Below are 19143 nucleotides of genomic sequence, written 5' to 3'. Positions count from 1 at the left end.
GCCATATCGCTCAGATCTGCGCACCAAACGCCTGCTGCAGGGCCACGCCTGAACCCATGAGGCCCGGGTATTCAGCCGTGACCAGCCACACCGGCAGGCCATTGAAATAGTCGCTCATGACGCCCTTCTCGGCCATGGCGCGCTTGAACCCGCTGTTGATGAAGAACTCAGTGAAGCGCGGCACCACGCCGCCGACGATATAAACCCCGCCGAGACTGCCCAGGGCCAGCACATGGTTGCCGACCACTCTGCCGAGAAACACGCAGAATTGTTCCAGCACTGCCGCAGCTACCGGGTCGCCCGAGAGCGCAGCGGTAGTGATCGCCGCAGGCGATTTGAGCACCGGTTCGATGTCGTCCAGCGCGCAGCTGACCTGATACAGCAACAGCAAGCCCGCACCGCTGAGCACGACTTCGGCGCTGACATGTTCATGCTCGGCCATCAGCCGCGTCCACAGCAGCGCCTCACGCGCGGTGCCGATGGGCAGGTCGGCATGACCGCCCTCGCCCGGCAACGCCATCCAGCGACTGCCGTCGAGTTTGATCAGCGTACCGACGCCCAGCCCGGTCCCCGGCCCCACCACCACGCGCGGCCGATCAGGCTTGCCGACACCGTGGCAGACCGTCAGGTATTCATCATCCTTGAGCCGGGTCATGCCCAGCGCCATGGCGGTGAAATCGTTGATCAGCAGCAGTTCATCGACCTGCAGGTCGGCGCAGAACGCCTTGCGGCTCAATTGCCAGTGGCTGTTGGTGAACTGGAAAAAATCGCCATCGACAGGCCCGGCCACCGCCAGGCACACATGACCGATATCGCCGCGCTGCAGCTCCAGGTCCTGCAGATAGACTTCGATGGCCTTCTCCGGGCCCGCGTAGTCAATGGTCGGGAATACCCGGACAGAATGCAGCGTGTCGTCTTCCCAAATGGCAAAACGTGCATTGGTACCGCCTATATCACCGACCAGGGCCAACTTCACTTAAGCGTCTCCAGACTAGAGGTAAAGGCGCTGGCGCCTTGCTCTGCGGAGCTGAAGGCCATGCGCATGAATCCAAAAAGCTCGCGACCGCAGCCGACACTGTTGTCGATCTGGTTGATGGCCGGTTCTCTGGCGGCCAATTCTGACGCTTCGACCAGCACTTGTAACGTGCCTTTTACACCATCCACGCGAATCACATCGCCATTGCGTACCAGCGCCAATGGGCCACCATCGAACGCCTCCGGGCAGACATGAATCGCCGCCGGGATCTTGCCCGAAGCGCCCGACATGCGTCCATCGGTGACCAGCGCTACCTTGAACCCGCGATCCTGAAGGACCCCCAGAAACGGCGTCATCTTGTGCAGCTCGGGCATGCCGTTGCAACGCGGGCCCTGGAAGCGCATCACGGCGACGAAATCGCACTCCAGCTCGCCGGCCTTGAAAGCGTCGGCCAGCTCTTTCTGATCCTGGAACACCTTGGCCGGTGCTTCGACGATCTGATGCTCCGGAGCCACCGCGGACACTTTCATCACGCCGCGCCCCAGGTTGCCTTCCATGACCCGCAGCCCACCTTCCGGCGAGAACGGACGGGCCACCGGGCGCAGTATATTTTCATCGAGGCTTTCGAGCGGCCCTTCACGCCAGACCAGTTTGCCGTCCTCCAGGAACGGCTCCTTGGTGTAACGGCTGAGTCCATAACCGGCCACGGTATTGACGTTTTCGTGCAGCAGACCGGCAGCCAGCAGCTCGCGGATCAGGAACGACATGCCGCCTGCCGCCTGGAAGTGGTTGATATCGGCTTTGCCGTTGGGGTAGACGTGACTCAGGGTTGGCACCACTTCAGACAGATCGGCCATGTCCTGCCAGGTCAGTTGAATGCCAGCAGCCTGAGCAATGGCCGGCATGTGCAGCGTATGGTTGGTCGAGCCACCTGTCGCGTGCAGCGCAACGATGGAATTGACCAGCGAGCGCTCGTCGACGATTTCGCCGATCGGCATGAAGCTGCCACTCTGCTTGGTCAGACGCGTCACCTGGCGGGCCGCCTCTGCGGTCAGCGCATCACGCAATGGCGTGTAGGGATTGACGAACGAAGCACCAGGAAGGTGCATGCCCATGACTTCCATCAGCAACTGGTTGGTATTGGCGGTGCCGTAGAAGGTGCAGGTTCCCGGACCGTGATACGACTTCATTTCCGAGTCGAGCAGCTCTTCGCGGGTGGCCTTGCCTTCCGCATAACGCTGCCGTACGTCGGCTTTTTCCTTGTTGGAGATGCCTGAAACCATCGGTCCGCCGGGCACGAAAATGGTCGGCAGATGACCGAATCGCAATGCGCCCATCATCAGACCCGGCACGATCTTGTCGCAGATGCCCAGCATCATGGCGGCGTCGAACATGTTGTGTGACAAGGCAATCGCCGTGGACATGGCAATCACTTCACGACTGGCAATCGCCAGTTCCATGCCCGGCTCGCCCTGGGTGACGCCATCGCACATGGCCGGTACACCGCCCGCAAACTGACCGACCGAACCAATGTCACGTAATGCCTGTTTGATCTGGGCTGGAAAGTGTTCGTAGGGCTGATGCGCCGAGAGCATCTCGTTGTAGGAAGAGACGATTGCCACGTTGGCGGCGTTCATCAGACGCAGGCTTTGCTTGTCTTCCGGTCCGCAGGCGGCGACGCCGTGGGCAAAGTTGGCGCATTGGAGCTTGCCGCGCATCGGGCCATCGCTCGCTGCGCCGCGAATCAATTGAAGGTAGCGCTGACGGGTATCGCGACTGCGGGCGATGAGACGCTCGGTTACTTCAAGGACGCGGGGATGCATGTGATGAACTCCAGGCTAACGTCTAAGGTCACCCGTAAAGACGGCTCCGGTTTTCGAGCAGTGACTGTCAGGGAGCAAAACCCTGATCTCGATCAACTGGGAGTGCCTTTCAGGCTTGTAGTTGTAGATAAAACAAAATATTGCCACTAAAAAGGCTTGTTTTCTATTTCTATGAGAATAATCTTGTAATTCCAACAACAAATTCAGAAGGACGGCTGTATGACTCTTCGTATTGCAATCAACGGTTTTGGCCGAATCGGCCGCAACGTCCTACGCGCACTGTATACCCAAGGCTACCGTCAGGACCTGCAGGTCGTCGCCATCAACGATCTTGGCGACAGCGAAATGAACGCACACCTGCTGCGCTTCGACACTGTACACGGCCCTTTCAGCGGCACGGTCGAGTGTGACAAGGACAGCCTGACCGTCAATGGTGACCGTATTTCGGTCAGTGCCATCCGCAATCCGGCCGAGCTGCCGTGGAAAGCGCAGGACATCGACGTGGTGTTCGAATGCACCGGTCTGTTCACCAGCCGCGACAAGGCTGCCGCGCACCTCACCGCCGGTGCACGCAAGGTGATTATCTCCGCGCCAGCCAGCGGTGCCGATGCCACCATCGTCTATGGGGTCAACCACGACACGCTGCGCCAGTCGCACCAGATCATCTCCAGCGCCTCGTGCACCACCAACTGCCTGGCCCCGGTCGCTCAAGTGCTGCATCGCGAGCTGGGTATCGAAAACGGCCTGATGACCACCATTCATGCCTACACCAACGACCAGAACCTGATCGATGTCTACCACACCGATCCGTACCGCGCCCGCTCGGCGACGCAGTCGATGATCCCGAGCAAGACCGGCGCTGCCGAAGCGGTGGGCCTGGTACTGCCGGAGCTGGCAGGCAAACTCACCGGCATGGCGGTACGCGTACCGGTCATCAACGTTTCGCTGGTCGACCTGACCGTGACCCTGAAGCGTGAAACCACGGTCGATGAAGTCAACGCGCTGCTGAAAGAAGCCAGTCAGCATTCCAAAGTGCTCGGTTACAACGCCCTGCCGCTGGTCTCCCACGACTTCAACCACAACCCGCTGTCGTCGATCTTCGATGCCAACCACACCAAGGTCAGCGGCAAGCTGCTCAAGGTACTGTCGTGGTACGACAACGAATGGGCGTTCTCCAATCGCATGCTCGACAACTGCCTGGCACTGCATAACGCGCAGTAACGGCGCAGCCGCGCTGAAGCATGTGCAGCGAGAGGTGTCCGGGTCATGGACGCTCGCGACCATGCTCAGCGCATGTCAGATCGATGCACTGCGGGTGGTGAAACTGTGCAGGCATGAAAAAGCGCCCGGTGCTGTTAAGCTGACCGGGCTCCCCGAACCTGCCTGTAGAGACCATGACGTACAAACCACCCGGCTCAAGACTTTCACGCCTTTTATACGGCATCCTCGCCTATACCGCGTTGGGCATAGGCATCGTTGCGATCTTCGTTCCCGGCCTGCCAACCACCGAGTTCATTCTGCTGGCCGCCTGGGCGGCAACACGCAGTTCGCCGCGGCTGAACGCCTGGCTGGAAAACCACCGCGTGTTCGGGCCGATACTGTACAACTGGCGTAATGGCCGACTGGTCGCGCGCAAGGCCAAGATCAGCGCCACCATCAGCATGCTCGTCTGTGCCGTGGTGATGCTGAGCCTGATCGGCCATGCCTGGTGGCTGTACCTGGCACTCTCGGGGATGGCGCTGGGCAATCTATGGATCTGGTCGAGGCCGGAACCGGACAAGATCGATCGTTAAGCGCAGGCATGAAGCGAGCGGTACTCTGCGCAAGGCTGAACCGTCCGCTCGCGAGGGGTGTCTGACTGAGCACACTCACCACTTGATGGAGTCACTTCATGTACGAGCCAGGCCATCTGCACCTCACCCACGTGGCGCTTCAACCGTCGGATATCAGCTATGACATCCACTTGCGCTACAACGTGGAGGAAGATCCCAAGCAAGGCACGTCCATGCACTTCACCATGCAGGGCGCAATCAACGGCAAGTCGTTCGAAGAGCAATTCCAGCTGCCCCGTGACCTCGCCTTCAACTTCGCCCACGACGCGAGTCGCATCGCAATAAGGCATGGCTTGCCCAACTCGGCCGCACTGCCCATCGCCCAGCACAAGGACTACGACCGAATGTTCGCGGACATTCGCGACAAACTCCACGCCAAGTCAGGTGACCCGGTGAAGCCGGAGCATCTGGAGTAAGCCAGCGCTGTCGAGGCCCGTAGAACGCCAGCGGGCAGTAGCGGGAGGAATCAGGCACGGAAAACACCATCGTGCCCACGCTGGAGCGTGAGCAGCGATAGGTGTGTGCAAGTCCACAAGCGGATTTCACCAAACCTGCCGCCACAAGGCATACTTGCCGCCCTCTCATTCGCGAACCGTCATCGCCCCATGCGCATCCATGTCAGCTTCATCGACCGCGTCGGTATCACCCAGGAAGTGCTGGCGATTCTGGGTGGACGCAATCTGAATCTGGACGCAGTGGAGATGGTGCCGCCCAATGTGTACATCGATGCGCCGACGCTCAGCCATCAGATGCTCGAAGAGCTCAAGGACGCGCTGTTTCGGGTCAGAGGTGTGGAAGCGATCACTGTGGTCGATATCCTTCCGGGGCAGCGTCGCCACCTGCAACTGGACGCGTTGCTAGCCGCCATGACTGACCCGGTGCTGGCTCTGGACAGCGCCGGGCACGTGCTGCTGGCCAACCCGGCACTCATCGCGCTGATTGGCCGGGAGCCCGCGGGTGAATCCATCGGTGAGCTGTTCAGCGACCCCAGTCTGCATGTCGCGTTGCTGGAAAACGGCTTTCGTCTGCCGCTGCGCGAGATCAACCTGAACGGTGAAGCCCTGCTGCTGGACGCCACGCCGATTACCGAAGCCGGCGCGCTGATTACCCTGTACCTGCCCAGCCGAATCGGCGAACGCCTGTCGGCCTTGCACCATGATCACGCCGAAGGTTTCGACGCCTTGCTTGGCGACTCAGCCGCCATTCGCACCCTCAAGGCACGGGCGCAACGGGTGGCGGCGCTGGATGCACCGCTGCTGATTCAGGGTGAAACCGGCACCGGCAAAGAGTTGGTTGCCCGCGCCTGTCACGCCAGCAGCGCCCGCCACGGCGAGCCGTTCCTGGCTCTGAACTGCGCAGCGCTGCCGGAAAACCTCGCTGAAAGCGAACTGTTCGGCTATGCCCCGGGGGCCTTTACCGGGGCCCAGCGTGGCGGTAAACCGGGGCTGATGGAACTGGCCAACCAAGGCACCGTATTCCTCGATGAAATCGGCGAAATGTCACCCTATCTGCAAGCCAAATTGCTGCGTTTTCTCAACGATGGCAGCTTCCGCCGCGTCGGTGGTGATCGGGAAGTAAGGGTCAATGTGCGCATTCTCAGCGCCACCCACCGCGATCTGGAAAAAATGGTCAGCGAAGGCTCCTTCCGTGAAGACCTGTTCTACCGCCTCAACGTCCTCAATCTGGAGGTTCCGCCGTTGCGCGAGCGCGGTCAGGACATTCTGTTACTGGCCCGATACTTCATGGAACAGGCGTGCGCACAGATTCAGCGTCCGGTCTGCAGGCTCGCACCCGGCACCTACCCTGCCCTGCTCGGCAACCGCTGGCCAGGCAACGTGCGGCAATTGCAAAACGTGATTTTTCGCGCGGCCGCCATCTGCGAACACACTCAAGTGGATATAGGCGACCTGGATATCGCTGGCACCGCCGTGGCGCGTCAGAACGACAGCTCGATCGACAGTCTCGAACATGCCGTCGAAACCTTTGAGCGCAATCTGCTGGAAAAGCTCTATGCGGACTACCCTTCCACCCGCCAACTGGCCAATCGCCTGCATACCTCGCACACCGCAATCGCTCATCGCCTGCGAAAATATGGAATTCCCGACAAGCGTTAGTCGATTAGCGTCATTTATCGAAAATATATTCCGAGAAGTTTCATTTAATAACTAATCTGCCGATAACGATCTGGTATTGTCCATGAACCTCTTATCATCCATTTGAATGGATGTCCGTAGTGTGATTACGGCCGTAATGGCATAAAGGTCAGGTAGTACCGGGAAGTCATATGCCAACCTCGCCAGTGGACCGCCCGCTCGTCGATGCCCAGTCTCGCGCTGAAAAAATCGTCGAATCCCGCCGCCAGAAAATCCTCCTCAAGACTGGTGCACTGCAGGATGCCATTTTCAACAGCGCCTATTTCTCCAGCATCGCAACAGACGAACACGGCGTTATCCAGATATTCAATGTCGGCGCCGAACGCATGCTCGGTTATCACTCCGAGGACGTTGTCGACAAAATCACACCTGCCGACATCTCCGACCCCGCCGAGCTCATCATCCGCGCAGCAGCCCTCAGCCATGAACTCAACACCCCCATCACGCCGGGCTTCGAGGCTCTGGTGTTCAAGGCTTCGCGTGGCATCGAAGACATCTACGAACTCACCTACATCCGCAAGGATGGCAGCCGCCTGTCGGCCATGGTCTCGGTCACATCGCTGCGCGACAGCGCTGAAACCATCATCGGTTATCTGCTGATCGGCACCGACAACACTGCGCGCAAACAGGAAGAAGAAGCTCAGGCACTGCTGGATCAGCGCTTGCGGGACCAACAGTTCTATACCCGCTCGCTGATCGAATCGAACATCGATGCGCTGATGATGACCGACCCGCAAGGCATCATTTCCGACGTCAACAAGCAGATGATGGCGCTGACCGGACGCACCCGCGACGAATTGATCGGTGCGCCCTGCAAAAACTTCTTCACCGACCCGGCGAGTGCCGATGCCGCGATCAAGCGCGTGCTCAGCGAGCACAAGGTCAGTGACTACGAACTTACCGTGCGGGCCTATGACGGCACTGAAACCGTGGTGTCCTACAACGCTGCCACGTTTCACGACCGTGACCGCAAGCTCAAGGGTGTCTTCGCCGCAGCCCGCGACGTGACCGAGCGCAAGCGTTTCGAGCGAACACTGGAAGAAAAGAATATCGAGCTGGAACACGCCAGCCACATGAAGTCCGAGTTTCTTGCCACCATGTCGCACGAACTGCGCACGCCGCTGAACGCCGTGATCGGTTTTTCCGAGGCACTCAGGGACGGCATGGTCGGCGACATGACCGATGCCCAGCGACGCTACATAGGCGATATCTTCAATAGCGGCCAGCATCTGTTGTCACTGATCAATGACATCCTCGACCTGTCCAAGGTCGAGGCCGGCATGATGACGCTGGAGCTAGAATCGGTGGATCTGGACGAACTGCTCGGCAACAGCCTGCTGATCGTTCGCGAGCAAGCCGCACTGCAACATATCCAGCTGAAGCTGGAAACAGAGGCCGACTTCGGCGTGCTTGAGCTCGACCGGCGCAAGACCAAACAAATCGTCTACAACCTGCTGGCCAACGCCGTGAAATTCAGCGAGCCCGGTGGCTGGGTGACACTGGCGGTGCGTCTGGTGCCGCTTGCTCAGGCAGGCCTTATCGACGGTGACTGGCCGACATACGGATTTGCGCTTCCCTCCAGCGACTGTGAGCAGTTTCTGGAACTGAGTGTGAGCGACACCGGAATCGGCATCGCCCAAAGCGACATGAACAAGCTGTTCAAGGCGTTCAGCCAGATCGACAGCGGCCTGGCACGCAAATTCGAAGGCACCGGACTGGGCCTGGCGATGGTCAAGCAGCTCGCCGAACTTCACGGCGGCTGCGTCGCAGTGGCCAGCGTGAAAGACCTCGGCGCACGCTTCGTTGTGTGGCTGCCCATCCGCTCACCTGAATCAGCGGAGGCACGATGGCCCAGATCCTGATCATTGAAGACAACGCGGCGAATATGCGTCTGGCAGAGCTGTTGCTGACCAGCGCCGGGCACGCTGTGCTGTCGGCCGTCGATGCCGAAAGCGGCCTGAAACTGGCTCGCGAGCGCCAGCCCGACCTGATCCTGATGGACATCCATCTGCCGGAAATGGACGGCCTGACCGCCACGTCGCTATTGAAGAAAGACGCCGGCACAGCCGCGATCCCGGTGATCGCACTGACCGCGATGGCCATGAAGGAAGACAAGGAGAAGATCCGCCTGGCGGGCTGCAACGCTTATGTTATCAAGCCGTTGCGCTACAAGGAGTTGTACCGGGTCATCGACACCCTGCTGGAAAAAAATCTGCCTCAACAGTCCATTACCTGAGCATTCGATATGACCCAGAGCGCCGCGACCATCCTGATTATCGATGACGACGTCCATGTCCGGGACCTGCTGGAGGTGCTCTTGCAGAACCAGGGTTATCGGACACTGACGGCGGAATCAGGCGAGATGGCGCTGGCCATGGTCAAACAACAGGCACCCGACCTGATCCTGCTCGATATCATGATGCCGGGCATGGACGGCTATGAAGTCGCCACCCAGCTCAAGGCCGAAAAGGGCACCGCCAATATACCGATCATCATGCTCTCGGCTCTCGACGAGCAGAGTGCCCGCCTCTCGGGACTGGAGGCCGGGGCCGAGGAATACCTCAACAAGCCTGTGGACAGCGCCGAACTGTGGCTGCGTGTGCGTAATCTGCTGCGCCTCAAGTCCTTTGGCGACTACCTGAAAAGCCACAGCCTGATCCTCGAAGACCAATTGCAGCAGCGCACCATCGATCTCGAGCGCTTTCGCACGGTGATGGACGCTTCCGAAGACGCGATTTTCCTGATCAACCGCAACACCATGAGCCTGATCGAATTCAACCGCCGCGCCTGCCAGTTGCTCGGCTACACCGCTGAGGAACTGTCACACAAGACGCCTGCCGAACTGGGCGAAACGTCCATGGAGCAGCTTGAGGTCGTGTACGACCAGATCATTGCCGGCAAAGGCCCCAGCGAGCCACTGGAAACCCAGATTCGCGACAAGAGTGGCCGGGATGTCGAGGTCGAAATCCATCGCCAGGCGTACCGCACCGGCGAGGACTGGGTCATCGTCGGCATCGTGCGCGACATCACCCGGCGCAAGGAAAGCGACCAACGCCTGCTGACCATGGCCCACTACGACACGCTGACCGGCCTGCCCAACCGGGACCTGTTTTTTACCAGCCTGCAAATGGGCATGACCCAGGCGGCCATCAGTCGCTGGAAGCTGGCGGCCCTGACGGTCAATATCGACGGTTTCAAGAACATCAACGAAACCTGGGGGCATGTGTTGGGCGATGAGGTGCTGCTGGAAGTCAGCCGCCGACTGTCGAACTGCCTGAATGCCAGCGACACCCTTGGCCGCGTGGACGGCGATCAGTTCGCCCTGATTCTGATGCTTCGTCCCGGCCAAGCGGATACCCGGCAAACGCTCGAGCGCATCCGCAACGCATTGCGAGCGCCCTTCCACATAGAAGGCCAGAGCCTGGTCATGACCGCCAGCATCGGTATTGCGCTGTACCCGGAGGACGGCGAAGACTCACGCGAGCTGATCAGACACGCCTACACCGCCATGAACAGCGCCCGAAAAATCGGCCCGGACAACTACCGGTTCTATACGCCGCAGATGAACGCCGATGTTTCGGCACGCCTGGACCTTGAGGCTGCCCTGCGCGAAGCCGTGCGTAATCAGTCCTTCGAAATCGTCTACCAACCCAAGCTGGACCTGAACAACGACCGCATATGCGGGCTTGAGGCGCTGTTGCGCTGGCCACGCCCAGGCCACCCAGGCGTTTCGCCCGCTGTATTCGTTCCTGTACTGGAAAGCCTCGGCCTGATCGGTGAAGTCGGCAACTGGGTGGTCGACAGCGTCTGCGCGCAGATCGCGCGCTGGCAACGCTCCGGGCTGGGCTTGTTTCAGGTAGCGGTCAACATTTCGGGGCAACAGATTTCCAGCAGCAGCCTGGTTGCCGACATTCGTCAGGCCCTCGAAAAACACAATGTTGCGCCGCAGTGGCTTGAGGTCGAACTGACAGAAAGTTCGCTGATGGAAAATACCACGCACACCATCGCCACCCTGGGAGCGCTGCGGGCCAATCGCGTGAGTATTTCCATCGATGACTTCGGCACCGGCTATTCAAGCCTGGCGTACCTGCGCCGCTTTCCTATCGACAAGCTTAAAATCGACATCGCATTCATTCGTGAAGTGACCAGCAATCCACAGGACGCGGCCATTGCCAGAGCCATCATCGAGCTGGCTCACAGCCTCGACCTGCAGGTGATCGCCGAGGGTGTGGAAACCCCGGAACAACTGGCGTTCCTGAGGGAAAACCACTGCGATCAAATCCAGGGTTATCTGATCAGCAAGCCGCTGCCGCTTGAAGAGCTCGAAACGTTTTTGTGCTCACCGGAAAAGAAAGCCGCGTCAGGTAAAGGGTGACGCGCGACTGATGCGTTCAGCCTGCTTGATAACGATGACCACTGCGGGATGGATGCACTCACTGCAACCCACTCGTAACGAAAACGCTCCACTGTAACGATTTCACTCCAAAACACTTCCTTCCGTGCGTATCAAGGCCTTGATCAGTCAGGTATTTTCAAATACCTGACGACTGTAGCGTTTTCGCTACACCCAAGATCTAAAGGCTCAGTTAAAAAACATACAACCCTTTGATTTAATTAAAAAAACAAAACATGGCCGCTAAATTGCTAAGTCATAGCTCATATTGTTCGCGTGCTGCGCGAGCCCTGTTCTCCTAGGAGTTTGTATGAGCGATTTGCGATTCACCGTTGACCATGAATGGCTGCGTGCCGAAACCGACGGCAGCGTGACGGTCGGCATTACGCCCTATGCGCAGGAATCGCTGGGCGACGTAGTCTTCGTGCAGCTCCCGGAATTACAGGCCTACACTCAACACGCTGAAGTGTCAGTGGTGGAATCGGTGAAAGCGGCCAGCAGCATCAACATGCCGCTGGACGGTGAAGTCGTCGAGGTCAATTCCGCCCTCGACGCCACACCGGAGCTGGTCAATGAAGATGCCCTGGGTGCGGGCTGGTTCTTCCGCTTCGTTCCACAAGATGCCAACGCCATTAACGGCCTGTTGGATCAGGACGCCTACGACCGCCTGATCAAAGCCAACGCCGAAGCCTGAGGAGCACGCCATGACTGACCGTATTGAACTGAGCACTGCCAACGAATTCATCGCCCGTCACATTGGCCCCCGGGCGGCCGACGAGCAGGCCATGCTGCAAACACTGGGTTTCGATTCAATTGATGCGCTGAGCGAAAGCGTCATTCCGGAAAGCATCAAGGGCACCAGCGTTTTGAACCTGCCTGCCGGGCAGAGCGAAGCTGATGCGCTGGCCTCCATCAAGGCCATCGCCAGCAAGAATCAGCTGTTCAAGACCTACATCGGCCAGGGTTACTACAACACCCACACGCCAGCACCGATCCTGCGCAACCTGCTGGAAAACCCGGCCTGGTACACCGCCTACACGCCCTATCAGCCAGAAATTTCCCAAGGCCGCCTGGAGTCACTGCTCAATTTCCAGACACTGATCAGCGACCTCACCGGCCTGCCGATTGCCAACGCCTCTCTGCTCGACGAAGCCACCGCGGCCGCCGAGGCAATGACCTTTTGCAAACGCTTGAGCAAAAACAAGGCTAGCCAACAGTTTTTCGCGTCCAGCCACTGCCACCCGCAGACCCTCGACGTGCTGCGTACCCGCGCCGAGCCGCTGGGCATCACCGTGGTCGTAGCCGACGAGCACGAGCTGGGCGATGTCAGCGATTACTTCGGCGCGCTGCTGCAATACCCGGCCAGCAATGGTGACGTATTCGATTACCGAGAGCTGGTCGAGCGCTTCCACGCGGCCAATGCACTGGTCGCCGTGGCTGCCGACCTGCTGGCCCTCACCCTGCTGACCCCGCCAGGCGAATTCGGCGCTGACGTGGCAATCGGGAGCGCGCAACGCTTCGGCGTGCCGCTGGGCTTCGGCGGCCCGCATGCGGCCTACTTCTCGACCCGCGATGCCTTCAAACGTGACATGCCCGGCCGTCTGGTCGGCGTGTCGGTAGATCGTCACGGCAAGCAGGCCCTGCGTCTGGCCATGCAGACCCGCGAACAGCATATTCGTCGCGAGAAGGCCACCAGCAACATCTGCACCGCGCAGGTGCTGCTGGCCAACATCGCCAGCATGTACGCGGTCTATCATGGTCCGCGCGGCCTGACACAGATCGCCAATCGCGTTCACCACCTGACCGCAATTCTGGCTGAAGGCCTGAGCAGCCTGGGCCTGAAGGCCGAGCAGGCATTTTTCTTCGACAGCCTGACCCTGCACACCGGCGGCAGAACCGCTGCACTGCATGCCGCCGCACGCGCCAGGCACATCAACCTGCGCGAAATCGATGACCAGCGTCTGGGTCTGTCGCTGGACGAAACCACCTCGCAGTCGGCCGTCGAAACCCTGTGGGCAATCTTCGCCAGCGAAGGCCAGAGCTTGCCGGACTTCGCCGCATTGGCAGACAGCGTGCAATCGCGTCTGCCGGCCGGGCTGTTGCGTCAGTCAGCGATCCTCAGCCACCCGGTGTTCAACCGCTATCACTCGGAAACCGAGCTGATGCGCTACCTGCGCAAACTGGCCGACAAGGACCTGGCGCTGGATCGCACCATGATTCCGCTGGGCTCGTGCACCATGAAGCTCAACGCTGCCAGCGAAATGATCCCGGTGACCTGGGCCGAGTTCGGCAACCTGCACCCGTTTGCTCCGGCCGAGCAAAGCGCCGGTTACCAGCAACTGACCGACGAACTGGAGGCCATGCTCTGTGCGGCCACCGGTTATGACGCGATCTCGCTGCAGCCGAACGCCGGTTCACAGGGTGAATACGCCGGACTGCTGGCGATCCGCGCCTATCACCAGAGCCGTGGCGATGAACATCGCGACATCTGCCTGATCCCGTCCTCGGCGCACGGTACCAACCCGGCGACTGCCAACATGGCGGGTATGCGCGTCGTAGTGACTGCTTGTGATGCACGCGGCAACGTCGACATGGAAGACCTGCGCGCCAAGGCCATTCAGCATCGTGACCAGCTTGCGGCAATCATGATCACTTACCCGTCGACCCACGGCGTGTTCGAAGAAGGCATTCGCGAAATCTGTGGCATCGTTCATGACAACGGTGGCCAGGTCTACATCGATGGCGCAAACATGAACGCCATGGTTGGTCTCTGCGCTCCGGGCAAGTTCGGCGGCGACGTGTCGCACCTCAACCTGCACAAGACGTTCTGCATCCCCCACGGCGGTGGCGGCCCGGGCGTTGGCCCGATCGGCGTAAAATCCCATCTCGCGCCGTTCATGCCCGGCCATGCACGCATGGAGCGCAAGGAAGGCGCGGTCTGCGCAGCACCGTTCGGCAGCGCCAGCATTCTGCCCATTACCTGGATGTACATCCGCATGATGGGCGGTGACGGCCTCAAACGCGCTTCGCAACTGGCGATTCTCAACGCCAACTACATCTCGCGCCGCCTGGAGGAGCATTACCCTGTGCTCTACACCGGCAGCAATGGTCTGGTCGCCCACGAGTGCATCCTAGACCTGCGCCCGATCAAGGACAGCAGCGGCATCAGCGTCGACGACGTGGCCAAGCGCCTGATCGATTTCGGCTTCCATGCCCCGACCATGTCGTTCCCGGTCGCCGGGACGCTGATGATCGAGCCGACCGAGAGTGAATCCAGAGAAGAACTGGACCGCTTCTGCGATGCCATGATCAAGATCCGCGAAGAAATCCGCGCAGTTGAAAACGGCACCCTGGACAAGGATGACAACCCGCTGAAAAACGCGCCGCATACCGCTGCCGAAATCGTCGGCCAATGGAGCCATCCTTACAGCCGCGAACAGGCGGTGTACCCGGTCGATTCGTTGATCGAGAACAAGTACTGGCCTCCGGTCGGTCGTGTCGACAACGTCTTCGGCGACCGCAACCTGGTCTGCGCCTGCCCGTCCATCGAGAACTATCAGGAAGCGTGACAGCCCCGCCTGGCATTGCCTGATCGCGCTGCGCGCACAGGCAATGCCATTGGCACGGCCCGCTCAACAAGGAATCGAACATGTCCACAGAATCACTGCTGACCACTCCCCTGCACGCCCTGCACCGCGAACTCGGCGCGAAGATGGTGCCCTTCGCCGGTTACGATATGCCTGTTCAATACCCGGCTGGCGTAATGAAAGAGCACCTGCACACCCGCGCACAGGCCGGTCTGTTCGATGTCTCGCACATGGGCCAGATTCGCCTCACCGGTACGGACGCGGCCAAGGCACTCGAAGCCCTGGTGCCGGTGGACATCATTGACCTGCCGGTCGGCATGCAGCGTTACGCGATGTTCACCGACGAGAACGGCGGCATTCTCGATGACCTGATGGTGGCCAATCTCGGCAACGACCAGTTGATGCTGGTGGTCAACGCGGCCTGCAAGGATCAGGATCTGGCGCACCTGTGCAAGCACCTGGCCGGGCATTGCAAGATCGAACCACTGTTCGAAGAACGCGCCCTGCTTGCGCTGCAAGGGCCGGCCGCGGTGACCGTACTGGCACGCCTCGCCCCGGAAGTTGCCAAAATGACCTTCATGCAGTTCGCCAGCGTCACGCTGCTCGGCGTCAAATGCTATGTCAGTCGCTCGGGTTATACCGGTGAAGACGGCTATGAAATTTCAGTGCCTGCCGAACAGGCTGAAGCCCTGGCACGCCGCCTCCTGGATGAGCCGGAAGTGGCACCGATCGGTCTGGGCGCACGTGATTCGCTGCGACTGGAAGCCGGTCTGTGCCTGTACGGCCATGACATGGACACACATACCTCGCCGATCGAGGCCAGTCTGTTGTGGGCCATTTCCAAAGTGCGTCGCGCCGACGGTGCGCGTGCAGGCGGCTTTCCGGGCGCCGAGCGAATCTTTGCCCAGCAACAGAACGGCGTCAGCAAGAAGCGAGTCGGCCTGCTCCCCCAGGAGCGCACACCCGTGCGTGAAGGTACCGAGATCGTCGATGAACAGGGCGCTGTTATCGGCACCGTATGCAGCGGCGGTTTTGGACCGTCGCTGACCGGGCCGCTGGCCATGGGTTATCTGCATAACGATTACACGGCGCTGAATACATCTGTCTGGGCAATGGTGCGCGGCAAGAGAGTCCCCATGCTCGTCGCAAAAATGCCTTTTGTTGCGCAACGTTACTTCCGCGGTTAAATAGCGGCGTCAAAAAAACAGCAACACTTCGGTGTTGCTGAAGCGCTGTTCCCCAGCAGTGTTTCGTCAGTATTTCGAACACGTGAACAGCCTGTCATATATGCAAAAAATGCACCTATAAAGTGCAAAATGTTATGACGGATCAATCACCGTGCACGCGGCGCAAACACTGCACATACAAGGCCAAAGCCCCGGAAACAGGGTGCCAAGCAAGGGGGTTGTATTTGTAACGGGACTTGGCGTAGAGTTTCCGAACTGTGTTTGCATGGGTCGCCGAATCTGGACCTGGGCAGTAGCTCTAGGTTTGCTACAACCCGTTCTACGTTTCTTACTTCCTGCAACCAGCCCCAGTGCTCTTTCATACGAAAGAGGCTGTAACCAATTCAAGTCAAGCGTCAAGGAAATAAGAAAATGGCTGAACGTCAGAGCGGTACCGTCAAGTGGTTCAACGACGAAAAAGGTTTTGGTTTTATCACTCCTGAGAGCGGGCCGGATCTGTTCGTACACTTCCGCGCCATTCAGGGTAACGGCTTCAAGAGCCTGAAAGAAGGTCAGAAAGTTACCTTCGTTGCGGTGCAGGGCCAGAAAGGCATGCAGGCTGACGAAGTTCAAGCCGAAGGCTGATAACGACGCACCCACGCAGATACAAGAAGGCCTCTGGCAGCGATGCCAGGGGCTTTTTTGCATGCGGGATTTGCAGGGCTCCGCAAGCGCCCATGAAAAAAGCCGACCCAAGGGTCGGCTCTTTTCAATAAGGCGGATGCATTACCCGGCGCGGCGTAACAGAAGTACCCCGGCCAGCGCACAGGCGGCAGCAGGCAGCAGCACTGCCAGCAAAGGCGGGAAGCCGAACAGCAAGCTCGATGGACCGAGCAGGTCCTGAATGATGCGGAAGGTAAAGCCGACCACCACACCGGTGAACACGCGCTGCCCCAGCGTAACCGAACGCAGCGGGCCGAAGATGAACGAGATCGCCATCAGCACCAATGCGACGGTCACCGCCGGTTGCAGGACCTTGGTCCAGAATGCCAGCCAGTAGCGGCCATTGCTCAAGCCCTGATCAGCCAGGTAATGCGCGTAGCTCCAGAGGCCGCTGATGGACAGCGACTCGGGCGGCATGATCACCGTGCTCAGCAGTTGTGGGCTCAGCGCCACGTCCCAACGCTCGACCGGGGTGTTGATGACCTTGGTGCTGCCGTCATTGAAGTGCGTGGTGGTGACGTCCTTCAATTCCCAGTAATCGGTTTTGAAGTTGGCTTCTTTGGCAAAGCTGGAGGTCAGCATGTGGCGCTGATCGTCGAAACGATAACGTGTCACACCGAGCATCAGGCCATTGGGCTGTACCGTGTTGATGTGGATGAACTCATCGCCCTGGCGGTGCCACAGACCATGACGGGCGCTCTGCGCATCACCTGAGCCCTGCGCCAGCGAGCGCGCGGCCTGGGCCTGGTTCTCGGCGTAGGGAGCGACGTATTCGCCGACCAGCACGCCCGCGATCATCAGCAGCAGCATAGGCTTCATGACCGCCCAGACGATGCGCCCGATGGACACACCCGCCGCACGCATGATGGTCAGCTCGCTGCTGCTGGCCAGCGTACCCAGACCGATCAGGCAACCGATCAGGGCGGCCATCGGCAAGGTGTCGTAGACACGACGTGGCGCCGTCAGCATGACGTAGCTGAGGGCATCCGCCAGTGTGTAGGTGTCGCTGATATCGCCCATCTCGTCGATGAACGCGAACAGCGAGACCAGACCCAGAATGATGCCCAGAACCGCGAGAATCGCCAGCAGGACGCTTTTGCCAATGTATCGATCAAGCTTGACCACGAGTCACCTCCGTGACGCTGCGACGACTCGCCATCTTCAGACGCAGAGGCTCCCAATAGAACAGCAACAGGCCGATGGACAGGTAGATGGCATGCACCCACCACATCCCCAGACTGAGTGGCAGCTTGCCTTTCTCCAGCGAACTGCGCACCGAAATCAGAATGGCCAGGTACGACATATACAGCAGGATCGCCGGCAGCAGTTTCAGGTAACGGCCCTGACGCGGATTGACCCGTGACAGCGGAATGGCCATCAGTGTCACGATGAACACCGACAGCGGCAGCGAAATACGCCACTGCAACTCGGCCACGGAACGCGGTGCCGGGTTGCCGATCAGCTCGCTGGTCGGAATGGCTTCACGGTCGGTGATTTCTTCACTGATTTCCGGCTTGGGCAGCATCGCCCCGTAGGTGTCGTACTTGATCACGCGATAGTCGGCCGCCCCGGGATTGCCGTCATAGCGATAGCCGTTCTCGAGGATCAGGAAGCGACTGCCGTTGGGCCGTACCTCCTGGTGGCCCTTCTCCGCGACCAGCACGGTGATGCCGTTGTCCTTGCTCTTGTCGCTGGACATGCGCTTTTCAGAGATGAACACACCGGCCAGTTGCGAGCGGTCCTCCGACAGTTCCTTGGTGTAGGTGATACGCGTACCGTCGCGCAGCGCCTGAAAACGGCCCGGCACCAGCGTGTCGAACTCGGTCATGGCGTCCTGCTGATTGATCAGCAGCGAAAACTGCGTAGCGCCCTGCGGAGCCAGGCTGAAGCTCAGCCAGGCAACCAGCAGACCGACCAGCGTGGCCGGCCCCATGGTGATGGCCAGCAGACGCTGCTGACTCATGCCGGTGGCGGCCAGCACGGTCATCTCGCTTTCCAGGTACAGGCGTCCGTACGCCATGAGGATGCCGAGGAACAGGCCAAGGGGCAGAATGACCTGCAGAAAGCCCGGCAGGCGGAAGCCCATGATCAGGAACAGTACGCCCGGATCGAGTGCACCGGATGCGGCCTGCGCCAGGTACTTGATGAAGCGTCCGCTCATGATGAAGACCAGCAGTACGGCGCTGACCGCACTCAAGGTAAGCAGCACTTCTCGGGACAGATAACGGAAGACAATCAAACCAGACACTCCAGAGTTGTCAGGCTCAGGCAGCCAAACAGGGAAAATTTGTGAGCCACGGCAACCAGAGCTTCACGCCGAAAAAAGGCGTGGGCCTCAAAAAATATGCGGCATTATCCTGTGATTGTGTGTTTCTGTCACTGCGCACCGGGGATAGTTCGCACATAGACGCCAGACAGGCAGCTCTGCGGGGTTGTCAGCAGTCGTGCAGCGGGGTCAAACTGCAAGGCTTAGCGCAGGCATCGCCCCTG

Annotated in this window: 15 protein-coding genes; 11 read left to right on the top strand and 4 right to left on the bottom strand. The window is 59.7% G+C overall.

From position 1 onward, the window contains the following. Positions 1-10: 10 nt before the first annotated feature. Together LCH65_RS08080 and edd are read right to left on the bottom strand one after the other, a co-directional pair. Positions 11-976: a glucokinase gene (locus LCH65_RS08080; RefSeq protein ID WP_003433595.1), complete on the bottom strand. Its 966-nt coding sequence runs from the start codon at positions 974-976 to the stop codon at positions 11-13. Beyond that, complete coding sequence (edd, locus tag LCH65_RS08075) at positions 973-2799, bottom strand: phosphogluconate dehydratase (protein WP_003365314.1); 1827 nt, start codon at positions 2797-2799, stop codon at positions 973-975. The genes LCH65_RS08080 and edd overlap by 4 nt, the downstream gene beginning before the upstream one ends. A gap of 219 nt (positions 2800-3018) precedes the next feature. Between edd and gap the strand changes: the two genes are divergently transcribed. The 11 genes from gap (at position 3019) to LCH65_RS08020 (ending at position 16575) form a co-directional block, all read left to right on the top strand. Next, positions 3019-4020: a type I glyceraldehyde-3-phosphate dehydrogenase gene (gene gap / locus LCH65_RS08070; protein WP_003433596.1), complete on the top strand. Its 1002-nt coding sequence runs from the start codon at positions 3019-3021 to the stop codon at positions 4018-4020. 173 nt (positions 4021-4193) lie between these two features. Then, positions 4194-4592, top strand: coding sequence for a YbaN family protein (locus LCH65_RS08065; RefSeq protein WP_050557974.1), 399 nt, complete (start codon positions 4194-4196; stop codon positions 4590-4592). A gap of 98 nt (positions 4593-4690) precedes the next feature. Continuing rightward, positions 4691-5047 carry a DUF5064 family protein gene (locus tag LCH65_RS08060; protein WP_003433598.1) on the top strand — a complete coding sequence of 119 codons (357 nt, stop codon included), beginning with the start codon at positions 4691-4693 and terminating at the stop codon, positions 5045-5047. A gap of 189 nt (positions 5048-5236) precedes the next feature. Beyond that, positions 5237-6745 (top strand): sigma-54-dependent transcriptional regulator, encoded by a 1509-nt coding sequence (locus tag LCH65_RS08055; RefSeq protein ID WP_003433599.1) that lies wholly within the window; start codon positions 5237-5239, stop codon positions 6743-6745. A gap of 170 nt (positions 6746-6915) precedes the next feature. Continuing rightward, on the top strand, positions 6916-8646 hold the full coding sequence (locus LCH65_RS08050) for a PAS domain-containing sensor histidine kinase (protein WP_074805725.1): 1731 nt from the start codon (positions 6916-6918) through the stop codon (positions 8644-8646). Then, the gene (locus LCH65_RS08045; protein WP_003365327.1) at positions 8631-9020 is read left to right on the top strand and encodes a response regulator; all 390 of its coding nucleotides are present in this window, start codon (positions 8631-8633) and stop codon (positions 9018-9020) included. The genes LCH65_RS08050 and LCH65_RS08045 overlap by 16 nt, the downstream gene beginning before the upstream one ends. Before the next feature lie 9 nt (positions 9021-9029). Further along, positions 9030-11159: an EAL domain-containing protein gene (locus LCH65_RS08040; protein WP_003365329.1), complete on the top strand. Its 2130-nt coding sequence runs from the start codon at positions 9030-9032 to the stop codon at positions 11157-11159. A gap of 328 nt (positions 11160-11487) precedes the next feature. Next, on the top strand, positions 11488-11871 hold the full coding sequence (gene gcvH / locus LCH65_RS08035) for a glycine cleavage system protein GcvH (RefSeq protein ID WP_003365331.1): 384 nt from the start codon (positions 11488-11490) through the stop codon (positions 11869-11871). A gap of 10 nt (positions 11872-11881) precedes the next feature. Next, positions 11882-14746: an aminomethyl-transferring glycine dehydrogenase gene (gene gcvP, locus LCH65_RS08030; protein WP_072365564.1), complete on the top strand. Its 2865-nt coding sequence runs from the start codon at positions 11882-11884 to the stop codon at positions 14744-14746. A gap of 80 nt (positions 14747-14826) precedes the next feature. Then, complete coding sequence (gcvT, locus tag LCH65_RS08025) at positions 14827-15951, top strand: glycine cleavage system aminomethyltransferase GcvT (RefSeq protein WP_003365335.1); 1125 nt, start codon at positions 14827-14829, stop codon at positions 15949-15951. A 411-nt stretch (positions 15952-16362) separates the two neighbouring features. Further along, entirely contained in the window at positions 16363-16575 is a 213-nt protein-coding gene (locus tag LCH65_RS08020) for a cold-shock protein (protein ID WP_003365337.1), read from the top strand. 141 nt (positions 16576-16716) lie between these two features. On the opposite strand, the gene lptG is transcribed toward LCH65_RS08020, so the two are convergent. Both lptG and lptF read right to left on the bottom strand, forming a co-directional pair. Further along, entirely contained in the window at positions 16717-17778 is a 1062-nt protein-coding gene (gene lptG, locus LCH65_RS08015) for an LPS export ABC transporter permease LptG (protein ID WP_003433604.1), read from the bottom strand. After that, positions 17765-18892 carry an LPS export ABC transporter permease LptF gene (gene lptF, locus LCH65_RS08010; protein WP_003316899.1) on the bottom strand — a complete coding sequence of 376 codons (1128 nt, stop codon included), beginning with the start codon at positions 18890-18892 and terminating at the stop codon, positions 17765-17767. Before lptF ends, lptG begins: the two co-directional genes overlap by 14 nt. Between the last annotated feature and the right edge of the window lie 251 nt (positions 18893-19143).

Origin of the sequence: Pseudomonas sp. MWU16-30316, from assembly GCF_020515645.1 — a bacterium.
GTDB lineage: Bacteria > Pseudomonadota > Gammaproteobacteria > Pseudomonadales > Pseudomonadaceae > Aquipseudomonas > Aquipseudomonas cerasi.
This window is presented reverse-complemented; position numbering and strand designations above follow the sequence as displayed.